The following is a 14,745-nucleotide window of genomic DNA, read 5'->3' on the forward strand; positions in this document are numbered from 1 at the left end:
ATAGCCGTTCCATCACCGGGTGGACCATCGGGTCTTGCTGGATGATGTTGTTGCGCCGCAGCCAGCGCGCATGGCGGTAGAGCTGGTCTGCCTCGGGATCGAGCGCGGGCAGGCGGTCTTTTTCGTAGGCGCAGGTGAAGGCGAGTTGGGTGTTGACGTCGTTGAGGGTGGGCACGTGTCGCTCCTGTTCACCGCAGCCGCTCAGCCACAGGGCCAGCAGCAGGGGGGCGATGAGGGGTTTAGTCATGATTGGTCCGTAGCGGGCTGCTGCGCAGAAACTCACGTAGCGGGGCGATGGGTGGGAGGCCTTGTTTCTCTGCTTCTTTATTGGCCTTTAGTAGGTTCTCCCACGCCTTGTAAGTGGCTTTTGCCACATCCTCTTTTCCCATGCTGGGTGGGTTGGTATTGGGTCGCCCATTGGCATGCCGCCCCCATAGCTGCCGGCGCAGTGCGCGGGTGATGTCGCTGTTGTCGTGCAGGATGTTCAGCTCGCTGTCGGATTCCATGCTGCGGCTATTGATATTGGCCGAGCCCAGCGTCATGCCGCAGTCGTTCACCAGCATCAACTTGGCGTGGATATAAACCTCGGTCCAGCCTTTGGCCGGGGTGTGGGTGACGGTGATGGTCTGGCCGGTATCGTAGTTGTAGGCGCTCCGCATGGTGGCCGGCTGGGCCGGGCCGGAGTCCATGGCTACCAGGGTGCAGATATGCACCTTCAGGCCGGGCTGTTCCACGGCGGGGACCGGTACATCCGGCTTGATGGCGGCCTGGTAAGCTTGTTGGGCGGCCTCCAGCTGGCGGGTGGCTTGTTCCACATCCTGGCGGCTGCTGGCCAGTTGCGGGCTGGCCCGGTGAATGAAGCGGGCTTCGAACAGCCGTTGTTTGGCCTGGCCCAGGCGTGCGCCCAGGTCATCCGCCCGTTCCAGCCGCGCCACGGCCGGAATGGTGTCGGCACGGCCCAGGCTGTCCAGCATGCGGTAGGTGGAGACCGTACCGGCACCGATGCCGTCATCGCTGCTATTGGTGATGGCAAACAAGTAGACCGGTGTTTTACGTCCCCGGCACAACTGGGCCTGTGCGGCCTGTTTGATCTTGTCGGCCAGCGGTTGCCAGCGGAAATACTGGTTCTCGATATAGATGTAGGAGGTGACATTGTTCACCATCTGAAAATAGGCGCGCATGATGTCTTTGCGCTGGTACTGCGGCTGGGTGCGCAGCAATTGCAGCATGGCCAGTGGGTTGGCGCGGTCCAGCCGTGGCAGGTAGCTGGTAAAGCGGCAGGCAGGTACGGCCAGGTCGCTGCCGGTTTCTTTCTGCCAGGCCATGTTGAAGTTAAAAAACAGATCGCCCACCACCTTGCCGGTAACCAGTGCCGAAAAATCCTCGCGCGGGCCGATGATGCCATTGCGCCCCTGGCGCGGGTCGGCATGGCGCTTGGCGCTATGGGCATTGGTATCCCAATACTCATCCAGCAGGTTATGCCCCATGACAAAGCCGACATGGCGCTGGGCATCGTCATAATCAATCAAGGCCATTTTCTGGTGATGGCTGGGGCCAACCGCCAGATAGAGTTGAAACGCCAGCTCCCTATCCATATAGGGCTGGGTGAAGATGTAATCGCGGGTTGCCTTGTCAAAACCACGGCTGTGAAACACCAGATTGGCCAGCGGGACATCCGGGTCCGCCGCTTTGAAGCGTTGCAGCGTGCCAGGGCTATTGGGGTTGGCGCTGTCCGCATCGCGCTGGCTGGGGTCATAGGTGGTATACCAATAGCGGTCGTAGGCGTACTGTGCGTCGGTTGCAAAACCGGGACGGTCGCCCACCCGCCAGCGGCCCCGTCCCGGATTGGGTGACTCGCCGATAATCGGTGAGGAAATATTGACGCTGGCCCCCAGCGGTTCGGCAGCAAAACACAGCACACGCACCATCACCCCCTGTTTGGCCTTGTGTACCAGCAGTTTGCCAATCTGCGCCGGTACCGCCTCGGGCAGTGTGGGGTATTTGATCATGTCACTGCCCTTGCGCACCAGGTACATGGATGGCTGAAAGCCCCAGCAAATCAGGCAGATATTGCGTTTGGCCTTGGCGAGGGTGTAATGCAGTGCCGAGAATGCTTCCTCGCCATTCACCAGCATCTGAAAACTGCCAGAGTAGCTCTCGTATTCGGCGTGATCCACAAACCACGGCAGGGTGAGCGTGGCTTGTAGCACCTCGCGGGTGCAAATGGGAACGGTGGTGCTGGTGCTCATGAGAACGACTCCTCTTGGTCGGAATCGGGTTGATCGGATTCAGGCTGGTCGGCAGCGGACTGCGCCGCCCACATCTGTAGCAACTGGGCATATTGCTGTCGGGCATCGTCGGTGCTTTCCACCCGTCCCTCTGGTGGTGCGCCATCCAGCCCTTGTTTGTGCAGCCCGGCATTGGCCAGTTTCCCCTTAGCCGGATCGCGCAGTTCGCTGACCAGCGGAATCTGGTATTCGCTGCCATTGGCCAGCGTCAGGGTGTAGTGCTGTACCCCTGGCTCGTGGGTGAGCGGCAGCTGCATGGCCTCACTCATCAGCCCTTGCTGCACGGTGGCGGACCCGGCTTTCAGGGTGTAGGGCATGCCACTCCATTCGCTGCTCTGGCCAAACGGGGATTGCGCCAGCACCAAGGGCAGCGGCGCCTTCACCTGCGACACCGGGAAGTCCGGCATCCCCACCTTCAGTTGCTGTTTGGATGTGACCGAGAAGCCGCCGTACACCGTAGTCTTGCCCAGCGTACTGACCCCCTCGGCGGTAATGCGCACCGCATTGCCGCCCACGCTCAGTACAATCTCCTCCTGCGCCGCCAGGCTGATCTTCTGCAAGCTGCGGATTTGCGTGTCCTGGCGCGAGGACAGCAGCAAGGCAGCGCCCTGCGCCTGGATGTCGACATTGCCCTGGTTGGCGACCAGCTTGATGCCCGCCTTGGCAGCAAACAGGCTGATGGCCTGGCCGATGTTCACCACCAGCGACTTCAGCGCCGATACGCCCACCTGCTGCTGGGCGGTGAGGGCGATGTCCTGCCCGGCGGCGGCGTGCAGGCTGCCGCCAGTCGTGAGCGCCATACCGGCCGGGGCGCTGGCCAGCAGCACCGCCTGCTGCAAGTCCTTCACCTGCTGATTGAGCAAGTCCAGCTGCGCTTGCAAGTGCAGCGGGTCGGCCCTGGCCTGGCTGGCGGCGGCATTCAGGCTGTCTATGCTTTGATTGGCCCGCTCCAGCTGCTGTAGCGCCTGCGCCATCTCACGTTGCGGGCCGCCAGCCCCCGGCTGGGCGTGGGAGGACAGCAGCAGGCCTTTACCGGCCCGGATGGCTCCCCACTGGTCGCTGCGCAACTCGAACCCTGCCCCGCGCGGCTGGCGCTGGGCATCCACCAGGTGGCCGATATTGAGCTGGGTCTTGCCATATTCGGTGGCCAGCTTGATATGCTCCTTGCCCTGCAAGTCCTCCATGCGCAGCTTGTTGTGGGCGCGGGTGAGGATGACGTTGCGAGTGTGCCAGCCGCTGTCGATGTGGTCCGGCTTGCTGCTGTCGTGCAGCACCGAGGCAATGTAGGGGTGGTCCGGGTCGCCATCATCAAAGCCCAGGTTGACGCGGGTACCGGCATGCAAGGGCAGATGAAAACCAAAGCCGCCGCCGGCAAAGGGCTTGGCCAGCCGCACCGGGCGCGAGTCGCCACCGGGGCTCCAGCGGTCCAGATCAAACAGAAAACGCACCCGGTAGCGGCCCAGCTCATCCAGAAAGGGATAGCGATAGCTGTTATCGCCCGGACTCACCACCATGGCCGGCAAGGTGCCGTAAATGCGCGGCTTGGGCAGCAACGCCGGTCGCCAGATGCGGTCGGCCGGAATGGCCTGGAAGTGGTTGTGATAGGCCTGATCGCGCGCGCCCTGATGCCGGGCGGCAATGATCAGCCAGCCATGCGGCGCTTCATCAAACGCCTGCGCCAGCCGCAACACCTCGCCCGGACGGCTGTGCAGCACGGTGCCGCTGCCACTGGCCACACACTGGCGCGCCTGCGAAGCCTGATGGCGCAGCTGGGCGATGCGCTCGGTCTCCGCTGCATCACGCCCGCCCTCGCCCCAGGCATAATCCAGCCCATAGGCCGCTGCTTGCGGTCCAGCCACACCATGCTCGGCATCCAGTACGGTATCGGCGGTGAGATAGTTGAAATCGGTACGGCGCACGCTGTGCAACAGGCTGCGATGGTGAATCTGCCACTGCTGGACGGCCGGGCTGTCATCCTGGCGCAGCCCGCCCGCCGCCCGCAGCGGAATATCCAGCAGCCGCCCGCGGCCATAGTGCTCCAGATTATCGCCAAACAGCAGCACCTCCTTGCCCGCCTCCTCTACCACAAACTGGTAAAACAGGCCCGCCTCGGCCGCCAGGCGGGAAATGAACTGCAAATCCGACTCGCGCCACTGAGTGAGATGCGCATGGGTGGGCAGTGGCGCCGTCAACTGAAAGCGCACGGCACTGGCGGCAAAGCCATGCTGCTGCAACAGCGCCGTGATGACCTGCTGCACCGTGTTGTTCTGAAACAGACGGCAGGTGCTGCCCTGGGCCAGCAGGCTCAGGCGTGGCCCGATGGCAAAGCGGTAGCGGGTTTGCTGCACATTGCTGTCCTCACGCCAGGCCTCGCACACCACGCCATGCCACACGCGCTGCAAGGCGGGGTCGGCAGGTGGGCTGGGCAGGCCGGGAAAGGAAGGCAGCGGGTTGAGGGGTGGCGGGCTGATGGAGAAGCTGACCGGCTGGTGGATGAGGCTGGCGAGCGGCAGGGCGGGGTCGGGGCTGGTGACGGTGACGTTGAGCAGGTAGGGGGTGTCGAGTGCTTCGTCGAGGGTGAAGTGGTGTACGGAGAGGTCCAGGCCCAGGTGGGAGGGGAAGCGCAGCTGGTAGGGGTTGGGCATGGGTAGCGTCCTTGTCTGATGGCGTGAAAACCCATACAGCAGGCGGTGATACCTGCTGCATGGGTGAGCTAGGCGTTAGCGGTTTTCCACCCAGCTGTCGGAGTGGATGATGTTGCCGTCCTTGTAGGCCCAGGTGATTTTCTCGTAACGCACTTCCACTTCTTCAAGGTGGTTGTAGCGTTCCTTGGCGACGTCCTTGATGTTGTGCATCTTGGGTTTGACGGCCACCACCTTGACGTTCTCCAGCTTCATGTTGAAGTACTCTTTTTCTTCACCGGCATCGTCAATGCGGTACCACTTCGGTTCCATGCCCTTGAGGTTCTGGCCGCTGGTGACAGCCTTGTACAGGTAGGGCGAGGCGGCATCGAATTCCTTGACGAAACTCAGCGGGGTATGCACGCGGGTGCCGGTGAGCTTGCCGGTATTGCCATCGGTGGGGATGTAGACGCTGTGGTCGAACTCCAGTACTTCGACCGAGCCTTCACGACCCTGCACGGTGACAGAGCCCTTGATGTCGGCGCCGCCGTCGTCCTTGATCCACAAATAAGCGGGTATGGCCATGCTGTTTCTCCTTGCTGCGGGGTTTTGCCCCGGTGGTGGTGCCACCCGGCACGCATGGTGCTGTGGGTGGTGCTGTTGACACCCGGCTGTCACCGCCCGGCGGGCGGTTCGATCAGGGTGATTTCCACGCGCCGGTTTTTGCTGCGGCCGGACGCATCGTCATTGCCAGACAGCGGCTGGGTGTCGGCCAGCCCCTGCACGGCAAAATGGGTTAGGGGAAAGGTGGAGGCTGTCACCAGCCACTGGCGTACCGCCTCGGCCCGCGCCAGCGACAGCCGCAGATTGGCCGTGCGGCTGCCGGTGTTGTCGGTGTGGCCGTCTATCAGCACCCGTTTTCCGGGATTGGCCTGTATCCATACCAGCACGGACTGCAAGGCCAGCTTGGCTTCCGGCTTGAGCACGCTCTGGCCGCTGTCGAACAGTGCCGTGCTATCCAGCCGGATCACCTCCGGCTTGGGTTTGGGCGGGTGGTAGGACTGAATGGCGCGCTGGACGATGTCAGCCAGGTATTGCCCCTGATACAGGCCAAAGCCGAGCCGGAGCGGCACGCCATCGGCAGCTAGTGTGCCAAGGTGCTGCTGCCAGCTTTGCAGTTGTTGCACCGCCTTGCCCCGCGCAGGTTCCTGGCTGACAGACAGTGACTGGAAGGCGTGGAGGCGCACTGCGGTTTGCGCAATCAGCTGCTGATTGTTCCAGGCGGAGCAACAGACAAAGGCCAGCAGCAGCAGGGCACAGCTAGTCAGCAGGATGGCCAGCTGTCGCCAGTGGCGCGGGCAGGCGCGGATGGGCGCAAAGCAATCTGCCAGCACGGTCAGCTGTGCATGGTCGGTGGGGCCGCTGAACACCGGAGTGGCGGGGGTGTGTAGTCCGCTATGCCGGGTGGCGGCCTGTTGCCATGGCGGCTCGCCAGCATCTGCCAGCGTGGCCGGGTGGGCCAGCCAGCCGATAGCGTGCACGGCGGGGGCGCGTTTGCCGGCTTGTTGGGGCAGCAGGACTGGCAGCAGTTGCTGGCTGACATGCTGTTGCAAGCTGTTGAGCACCGCGGCTTGCTGCAGGGCCATGGGCGCATGGTCGGCCGGTGCTTGCAGTGCGTGCGCCAGCACGGCCTGCATCTGCTGTTCGATGGCGTCTTGCAGCGCCGGATAGCTGGTACAGGGTGTGATGGCGGCATCCTGCGGTACTTGCAGATTGGCTTGCGGATGGGCGGTCAGTATCAGCACAGCACCCGGCAGCGGGTGGCCTTGTTGCGCTTGAGCCAGTTGCCAGGCGTGATACCAGTCGGCCAGCCGGGCGCTGGCAGCCGGTGTGGCATCGGTTTCATCGGCATTGATGACCAGTATCACTCCGCGCACCCGAATGCCGCTGCTGTGCCAGGCCGCCAGTTGTTGTGGCCGGTCCAGCCAGTGCCAGGCCGGTTGCAGTGTGCCGCGCCAGCCTTGCTCACCTTGCAAGCTGTGTGCTGCCGGGCCTGCCAGCAGGATGACTTCTGTTACATCGCTGGCCGTGCTTTGCCGCCGCAAGTGGCTCCATAGCGCCAGCATGCCGATCAGCCATGCCAGGCTCAGCAGCATGGCCACGGCACCGGAAACCGGCAGCGCCTGCCAGATCAGCAGCAGACCCAGCGTCAGCATGGTCAGTGGATACAGCCAGTACCAAAGCAGCTGTGGCATGGTGCGTCCTTAGTTGCCCAGCTGGCGCAGTGCTTGGTGCAGCCAGCCTTGGAGCAGTAAATAGATGACGAGCAGCAGCAGGCCGGACAGCATGGCCCACAGCCACGGAGAAAAACTGCGCCAGTGCCAGACCGGGCGGGGTGGCGGGACGGTTTCCTGGGTGGGCTCCAGCGCGTTGATCACCTTGTCCAGTTGCTGTCGCCATTGCTGGTGCTGGGCGGTATCGCCCTGGCTGTACTTGCCTTCAAAGCCCAGTGCCAGCACCAGTTGCCAGCAAGCCAGCAGCCAGTACGATGGCTGCGGGCGGGCCAGTTCGCAGCGCATTTGCTCATACAGTTGTTCTCCGCCTTGCAGCGAGGCAAAGCGGTGTACTTGCAAGGGCCTGGCCTGCCAATGGGCACGGGCTGGTTCCGGCAAATGGCGCAGGGCGGTTTCGTCCAGCAGGCAGCAGCAGGCATAGATGATTTGCTCCCGCTCGGCGCGTGGTGCTCCGGCTTGTTCCAGCGCCTGTTCCAGTTGATCCAGCAAGTGCTGACAATCCTGGTTCAACTGGTGTTCGGTCACCGGCTCGGCTTGTTGCTGCAAACGGGTGACGATCAGCGCGATGTCGCGCATATTGCCGCGCACGGCATGCAGGATGGACAGAGGGCTCATGGGGTAGGCACCGCGTACAAGGCCAGTTGCAGCTCTGGCAAGGAAGATGGGAAGTAGAAGGCGCAGGACTGGGCGGCCAGCATGGCGGCAAAGGCCGGGTGCTGCTTGTCCAGCGCAAAATACAGGCTGTCCACCCGGCTGGGCAGGGCGGTGGGCAGGCGTTGCATGGCTTTGAGCGGAATGCCATTGAGCGCCGAGGACAGAATGCGTGCCACTTCGTCCGGGGCACCGGCCTTGGCCACCAGGGGTAATTGCTCTTGCAGCAGGTGCAGCGGCATGGCGGCGTGTACCGACAGATAAAAATCCATGCCATCGCGCAAGCGGGCATCTGTCAGATGCGCCAGCCACAGATTGCTGCCATCGCGTTGCAGCGGCAGTACCACCACCGGGGTGGGAATCACCGTGTCCAGCAGGGTGCGGATCAGCTGTTCCAGTTGCTGGAATACCCTGCCCAGCTGGAGGTGGTCGTAAGCGGGGATATCGGTCAGCTGCTGTTCCAGGGCAAAGGTGCTGAGCATGCCGGCCAGCCGCGACAGGCACAGATAGGCGGCATAGGGCGGGCAGCTGTCCAGCGTGGGCAGCATGCGCAGCTCCGGCCAGCTTTGCGCCAGGCTGTGCATCAGCCATAGCAGGCTGAGGTCGGACAGCAGATAGTCGGCGGCTTGCCGGGTGCGTTCGCGGCGCTGTTGTTGCAGGCTGTGTTGCCTGGCCAGCAGTAGCTCGGCCAGCAATTGCAGGCGCTGTTGCAGCAAGGGTGAGGCACTGCAGCACAGCAAGGGCGGGATAAAGCCGGCGTCTTGCTCGAAACGGCCTTGTGCATTGCGTTGCAGCCGTGCCAGTGGCAGCTTGCTCATGCCATCCAGCGCTTCGCCGTCAAATTTCAGCAGCAGATTGAGTTGTTCGACCGCCAGTTCGTCTTCCTGCTCGCCCATGTGATCAGGCACCTGGGCAAACTGTTGCCGGTAGCGGCGCGGGGTTTCTTCCGGCCTCACCTCGCCCTGATGCAGGTTATTGCCCAGCGGGTTGAGCAGCGGCAGCGTCAACCACAGTGTCACGCTGTCGGTGGTGTGGCTGAGGGTATCCAGATGACGGGCCGCAGGCGGCTGACCGCTGATGCGGGTATCGAAGGCCGTTCCGTCGGGAAACCGGCCTGCAAGCTGTTGCAGCCGGACCTGGCCCTGTTCCAGAGCCAATGGGTCCAGCGCCAGCGTAGTCAAGCCCCAGGGAAAGGGGCTGGCCAGTGCCGCCAGTTGCTGTTGTTGCCAGGCGTGCTGTGCTTCTTGTTGCTGGAATAACTGTGGCAAGAGCAGGATGCCTTCATGCCATAGGGGTTTGTGAATGCGCAAGCTGGATATCCTTCACGTTGAGCGGGGTGTACGGTTTGCCAGGGACGGCTGGGGCGTGGCCTGGCGTGCTGGTGCTTTCTGTTCGGCGGCCCCCAGCAACTGCAGGCGCACCGCATGGTCGGGCGTGAAATAACTGCCAAAGCGCACCAGGCCGCTTTGCTTGAGATGGCAGATCAGCTCATAGCCCAGTACATCGTCTTGGGCATTGGCCAGCAGCTGGATGTCGATGTGGGCCAGGCGTGGCTCGTAGCGCAGCAAGGTGCTGGCAATGTGTTGCCGCAGCAGGTGCGCACTGGCCGGTAAATGGCGGTAAATCATGGCGAGGTCAGGCAAGCCGTAATCCGGCAGGTGCTTGATTGCGCCTTGTCTGCTGTTGAGAATCACCCGGATGTTGTCCATCACGCTGAACAGGTGCTGGCTGTTTTCATCCCAGGCGTGCAGGCTGCTGCCATCCTGAAAATTGCCCAGCAACTTTTCGTAGAGCGACGGCCCGCCATGGCGCTGTCGTGGGTTCATTTGCCACTCCTTGCTGGCACAGCCGGGGCACTCGCTGCTGCAGGTGTGATGGTTTTCTGCGCTGGCGGGGTGGCCGGTGTTTGCGGCTGTGGTGCGGCTGGCGGGTCAGACGGGTGTGGCAGCCAGGTGATGAGGATCTGGTTATCCAGTAGCTCCAGACGGGCAGCTTTCTGGTTATCCAGCTCCTTGACAGACATGCTGACGCGCCAGATAGCCGGTGGTACGGGCTGGCGGAACAAGGCGACAACCGCGATCTGGCTGGTGTTGGGTTCTACTGCCGCATTGAGACTGACACTTGAGCCGGGGCGGAGCAGCAGGTCGTGGCGTGCCAGCATTTCATCGCCCAATGTCTCCCGGTCCTGGCTCAGCAGCTGTTCATAGCTGGCACGGGCAAAGGCCTTGCCGTCGCGCAGCTGATAGACCCGCACCACCACGGAGAGGGCATGCCCGCGCTCATCCGGATTGATGGCCTCGCGCGCGGTGAAGTCCAGTTTCAGTGTGGTCAGCTTGGGATAAAACACGGCTGAAACCACTTGCTGGCTACCGTTTTTCAGTGCTTGCCAGGCTCCGCAGCCGGTGAGGGGGAGCAGCAGGCAAAGCAGAAGGGTAATGCGCAGGCGCATGCGGAAGGTCTCCGGCAAAAGGGTGGATAGGTCAGGCATGCAGCATCCCCAGGGGAATGTCGGCCAGCTGGCCGGGTGTGGCGTTGGCTGGTGCTGGCAGATGGGCGGCACGGCCCAGCCGGTGGCTGTGGCTGCTTAGCCGGGTGGCGGGCCAGGCGGCAGTGGGCAGGCTGGCAAACAAGGCCAGATCCCAGCGCAGGCCCAGATAGGCGCGTAGTACCTGGCACAGGTCGTCATGGGTTTGCTGCCCCGCTTGCAGGTGGCCAAGTTCGGCACTGTGTTGCAGGTGCAGGGTGAGTTTGACCGTGCGCTGCACGTCCCGCAGCCGTGCGCCCAGTAACACCGTGCCGCGGTGCAGGCGGGTGGCCCGGCCCAGCCGCCCGGCACCCAGCAGCACCTTGCGCGGGTAATGCGGCTGTACGCTGCCCGTCGTGTCGGGCAGCACGTGCTGCACGGCAGCCAGCAGGCCATGTGCGGTGCGGGTGCGCTGGCTGAGCGGGCCCAGCAAGGCCAGCCAGCGAGCAGGGCTCAGCCCGGTTTGCTGACCGGGCAAGGCGCGGCCTGCCAGGCCCAGCAAGGCTTGTGACAGGCGGTCCTGCCCGCCGGGGCGAAAGCCTGCCGGGTAGTGGTATTTGCGCCAGATGGCGTAATAGCGGGTGATGATGCGGTGATGGAACAGGTCGAGAAAGTCGGTGAGCGCTTCGTGGCCTTCGCGACGGGTGACCTGGTCGTTGCCGATGTGCTGTGGCAGCACGCCATCCACGCCGGTCAGACCAAGAAAACGGGTGTAGACCGCAGGGACGGGGTGCGGTGTATCGCTGTATGGTTCTGGCTGATAGTGCAGCTCGGATACCGGAAAGCCATAAGCCGGGTGTGAACGGAATCTGACGGGCTCTGTCGCGGCACTGTCTGAGCCCGCCAGGGTGCAAGGCGGCTCGCTGGCCAGTTCTATCAGTTGGCAGAAACGGTAGAAATTGAACAGGTCCGCCTGCGGCAGCATGGCCTGAATCAGAGGGGTGGGCGCAGACATGTGCGATCCTCCCACTGTAAGGTGCGGCCGCTTGGCTGAACCAGTACCCGCAAGCGGGTAAACAGGTTCAGATCGGCATAGCTCGCCAGAAAATGATCCAGCAGGGTGGCAAACAGATACAGGTCACCCTCGCCGGTAAAGCCGGTTTGGTCCAGGGTGATGTCGATGGCGACACCCTGCATCACGCAGCCTTGCTCCACCTTGCGCACCAGTTGATGGGAGACATCGACAATGGCTTGCAGGCGACGGCGGTTCAGTGGGTTGTCGGTCCAGTCGTACAGTGCCAGCGTACCGCGCAGGGTTTCGGCATTCAGCAAGGACAGGTAGTTGCTGGCCAGATGGGACAGCACGCGCCACTGGAACCGGTCTTCGCGCGGCGGGTGGCAAGGCAGGCTGTAAGGCAGCAGATGATGGACTGCGGCAACGGCACTGCGATGTTGGCGCAGTGTCACGCGCTGGGTCTGGCGCAGGGCCTGGCGTGGCAGCATGCCATTGGTGCCGGTCAGTTTCAGCGACAGGGTTTCCGGTTCCAGCTCGGTCTGTTCCTGCCATTGATGGCCTCCCAGCATCAGCCAGCTATCGTAATGACCACTGGCGCTCTGGCGTGTATGGGTGTGGTAGTAGCGTTCCGGGGCTTCGTGGCGCAGCATGCCGCCGCGGTGGCGAAAGCTGCGAAACGGCAGGTAGTCATGACGTTGCCCGCTGTGGTGATCGAAGGCTTGCACGCTGTCGACCGAGAAGGTTTCGACATGATTGCCATCATGCAATACTGGAATCACCCGGTAGGCCTGCTGGCGATGATCGACATGAATCGGCTCGGCTTCCACCTCGAACAGATTGATGGCCGGCACACAATGCAGCTGGAAGGCCTGCTGGTCGAACGGCAGCCCGGACGGGAAGCGGCTGGACAGGTGGATTTCGATGTCAAAGCGGCCATGCGCTGGCAGTTGTGTGGCATCCAGTCCGCACAATTCGACAAACAGGAATTTCTCCCGGAAGGCAAAGTATTCCATCAGCAGCGGGTAGCCGCCGTGTGCCGTTGGCGGCCTGGGCCATAGGGTGTCGTCGCTGGCAAAGCCGCTTTGCCGGAGTGATAGTGCGGTGCTGATCACCACATCCTCGCCGCTGGCTTTCAATACTAGCCTGACACCTGGCTGGGTCAGTGCGTGCAGCAGGGCAAAGGCGATGGGCGGGTCGGCGTTGAGAAACAGCGGCAGGGTGGATAGGTCCAGACTGTCGCGATTGGCCTGGGCTTCCAGTTCCAGCCCCAGGCGAATCAGTTGGCTGCCATCATCGCCTTCTTCCAGTCTGGCCAGCTGCAGTTGCAGCGGCAGCAGTTGCAGGTCGCGGGTGGTACGGTACTGGCACACGCTGACCGCTTCGCCAAGCGTGCTGCTCAGCAGGCTGGTGCCGGCAGGCAGTTGCTCGGCTTGCTGCAGCACACCCCTGCTGGTGCGAAACGCCATCACGGTGAGTGCCGGAATCATGCGCAAGTAATGTGGCCACAGCAGGCCGACCAGGTTTTCCGTCAGCTCCGGTACATCGTCGTCGAGCTTTTGCTGCAACTTGCCCATCAGAAAGGCAAAGCCTTCCAGCAGGCGTTCGACCATGGGGTCGGGGTGGCCGACATTGTCCAGGTTCAGCAGGGCGGCCTGATCGGGATGCGCCTGGGCAAATGCCTTGCCGGCTTCGCGCAGGTAGCGCATTTCGGCTGCGTAGTAATGCAGGGTCTGGTCGTTCATGACTGGCAAGCCCGGTTCATTGGCTGGAGAGCAGCGCGGTGCGCAAGGGATTGAGCAGGCTCATGTCCTGCTGCAGGCGTTGCATTTGCCCATGCAGGGTTTGCTTGTCGATATCCTTGCGTCGCCCGCGCTGGCGCAGCAGTTGCAGATGGCTGGCTTTGATGTCGAAGACCAGTTCCGGGTCCCAGCGGCAGATTTCCTGGCTGCACAGCTCTTGTTCCAGACCGCTGACAATGCCCAGCGCAATATCTGCCCGGCCACAGGACTCTGCCAGCTGGGCCGTCAACAGCAGTTGCTGCGCCTGTTGGCGCAGGCCTAATGGACGGGGCAGTGTTTGCAGCCAGCCCAGTGCGGATTCCAGTCCCTGCTGTTCGGCCAGCAGCCGGGCTTGTTGTCCGATGTCCGTGAGGTCGGTGCTGGTGACGGAAATCAGCGGTGAGGCCAGCTCTTTGTCGCTGCCGCTGAGGTCGTAGACCACGGCCTGGCTGGCCAGCCATTCCAGTGTGTTGTCGTCGGCAAACGGGCTGCCGTCGGCAAAGCATAATTGTTCGATACCGCACAGGCGGTGACGCATCAGCGCAATATCGCTGAGCGCAATGTCGCGCCAGTGCTGATGTGACTCGCCCAACTGGCCCAGCGCCTGCCAGGCCAGGTATTGCAGGTCGAGCCAGAAGTGATTGGCGGCTTCCAGAAAGGCGGAGTCGGTTTTCTCCAGCAGGGCATGCCATTGCTTTTGCAACAGCAGGCGGGTGAGTGTCTGGCGTAGTTCGGGCCTGGGAGCGGGCAGGCGGGTGCGCTGCTGGCCATCATGTGGCGGTGGCTGGGCAATGCTGTCCCAGCGCACGACGCGCGCCAGCCGGAATGCGGCAAACGCGCCTTGTGGCTGCTGTCGCAGATAGCCGCACATGGCACGCAATTGTTCCAGCAGCATCTGATTGGACTCAATGACGTGCAGGCCTGCCGGATGACTGTCTTGCCCTGTTGTCGGTGGAGAAGTGGCGTCAAGCGGGCTGTCGCTGGCAGTGCTGGCCAGCATGCTGCGCAGTCCGGCCCAGGCATCGTCCAGCACGATGCCATGTTCTGCCCATTGCCCGGTCAGCGTATCCAGGTGTTGCTGCAGCGCCTTGCGTAGTGCCTGGGCTGGCGCATCCAGGCTCTGTAGCCAGTCCAGCACCTTGCTGCTGCCAAGCCAGCCCAGAATGGCATGGCGGGCTGCCGGACGTGTCGGGTACAAGGCTTGGCCATAGTGCTGGGTGAGTCCGCAGAGCAATTCCAATCCCTGGTACAGCCCGTTCCAGCCATGCTGACGCATCCAGGCGTAAACCAGATACACCGCCGGGCGCAGGTCCTTGCCTTGTTGCAGCAGTACCCGGCAATCCTGCTCCAGTGCCACACAATCCAGCCCGCTCAGCCGGGAGAGGTTGTCCTTGAGTTGCAGGAAAACCTCATGCTGCCCCACGTCTTCACCGCAGGGCTTGTCTGCCTGGCACGGCTGTACCAGCAGGGCAATATCTGTGATTGCATCGGTCTGGGCAATGCCGGCGCTGTCCTGGCGGATCAGGCGCGTGAGCCAGTCTGGTTTCATGAAAGGTCCGGTTGATGGCAGTGGGAATGGCGGTGGGAAATGTCGCAATGGCATGGGCTTGCCCGGCACAAGGCCGGACAAGCCG

General features: G+C 62.9%; 11 protein-coding genes and 1 pseudogene. All 12 read right to left on the minus strand.

Translation table 11 applies throughout. From position 1 onward, the window contains the following. A pseudogene (locus tag ACE3SE_RS07625) lies at positions 1-247 on the minus strand (hypothetical protein); the annotation flags it as partial. Continuing rightward, entirely contained in the window at positions 240-2,249 is a 2,010-nt protein-coding gene (locus tag ACE3SE_RS07630) for a phospholipase D-like domain-containing protein (RefSeq protein WP_374554417.1), read from the minus strand. The gene ACE3SE_RS07630 and the pseudogene ACE3SE_RS07625, both read right to left, overlap by 8 nt. Beyond that, positions 2,246-4,933 carry a type VI secretion system Vgr family protein gene (locus ACE3SE_RS07635; RefSeq protein WP_374554418.1) on the minus strand — a complete coding sequence of 896 codons (2,688 nt, stop codon included), beginning with the start codon at positions 4,931-4,933 and terminating at the stop codon, positions 2,246-2,248. The genes ACE3SE_RS07630 and ACE3SE_RS07635 overlap by 4 nt, the downstream gene beginning before the upstream one ends. Before the next feature lie 75 nt (positions 4,934-5,008). Further along, complete coding sequence (locus tag ACE3SE_RS07640) at positions 5,009-5,494, minus strand: Hcp family type VI secretion system effector (protein ID WP_374554419.1); 486 nt, start codon at positions 5,492-5,494, stop codon at positions 5,009-5,011. Positions 5,495-5,583: 89 nt separating this feature from the next. Then, complete coding sequence (locus ACE3SE_RS07645) at positions 5,584-7,164, minus strand: OmpA family protein (RefSeq protein WP_374554420.1); 1,581 nt, start codon at positions 7,162-7,164, stop codon at positions 5,584-5,586. 9 nt (positions 7,165-7,173) lie between these two features. Continuing rightward, a complete protein-coding gene (locus ACE3SE_RS07650; protein ID WP_374554421.1) occupies positions 7,174-7,818 on the minus strand; it encodes a DotU family type IV/VI secretion system protein in 645 nt (214 codons plus the stop codon). Next, positions 7,815-9,164 (minus strand): type VI secretion system baseplate subunit TssK, encoded by a 1,350-nt coding sequence (gene tssK / locus ACE3SE_RS07655; protein WP_374554422.1) that lies wholly within the window; start codon positions 9,162-9,164, stop codon positions 7,815-7,817. The genes ACE3SE_RS07650 and tssK overlap by 4 nt, the downstream gene beginning before the upstream one ends. Positions 9,165-9,176: 12 nt before the next feature. Then, positions 9,177-9,680, minus strand: a complete 504-nt coding sequence (gene tssE, locus ACE3SE_RS07660; protein ID WP_374554423.1) for a type VI secretion system baseplate subunit TssE — start codon at positions 9,678-9,680, stop codon at positions 9,177-9,179. After that, positions 9,677-10,342 (minus strand): type VI secretion system lipoprotein TssJ, encoded by a 666-nt coding sequence (gene tssJ / locus ACE3SE_RS07665; protein WP_374554424.1) that lies wholly within the window; start codon positions 10,340-10,342, stop codon positions 9,677-9,679. Before tssJ ends, tssE begins: the two co-directional genes overlap by 4 nt. Then, complete coding sequence (gene tssG / locus ACE3SE_RS07670) at positions 10,335-11,333, minus strand: type VI secretion system baseplate subunit TssG (RefSeq protein ID WP_374554425.1); 999 nt, start codon at positions 11,331-11,333, stop codon at positions 10,335-10,337. Before tssG ends, tssJ begins: the two co-directional genes overlap by 8 nt. After that, the gene (tssF, locus tag ACE3SE_RS07675) at positions 11,312-13,075 is read right to left on the minus strand and encodes a type VI secretion system baseplate subunit TssF (RefSeq protein WP_374554426.1); all 1,764 of its coding nucleotides are present in this window, start codon (positions 13,073-13,075) and stop codon (positions 11,312-11,314) included. The genes tssG and tssF overlap by 22 nt, the downstream gene beginning before the upstream one ends. Before the next feature lie 16 nt (positions 13,076-13,091). Continuing rightward, positions 13,092-14,660: a type VI secretion system protein TssA gene (gene tssA / locus ACE3SE_RS07680; RefSeq protein ID WP_374554427.1), complete on the minus strand. Its 1,569-nt coding sequence runs from the start codon at positions 14,658-14,660 to the stop codon at positions 13,092-13,094. Positions 14,661-14,745 lie beyond the last annotated feature (85 nt).

It is taken from the genome of Aquitalea pelogenes (genome assembly GCF_041914625.1).
In the GTDB taxonomy this organism is placed as follows: domain Bacteria; phylum Pseudomonadota; class Gammaproteobacteria; order Burkholderiales; family Chromobacteriaceae; genus Aquitalea; species Aquitalea pelogenes.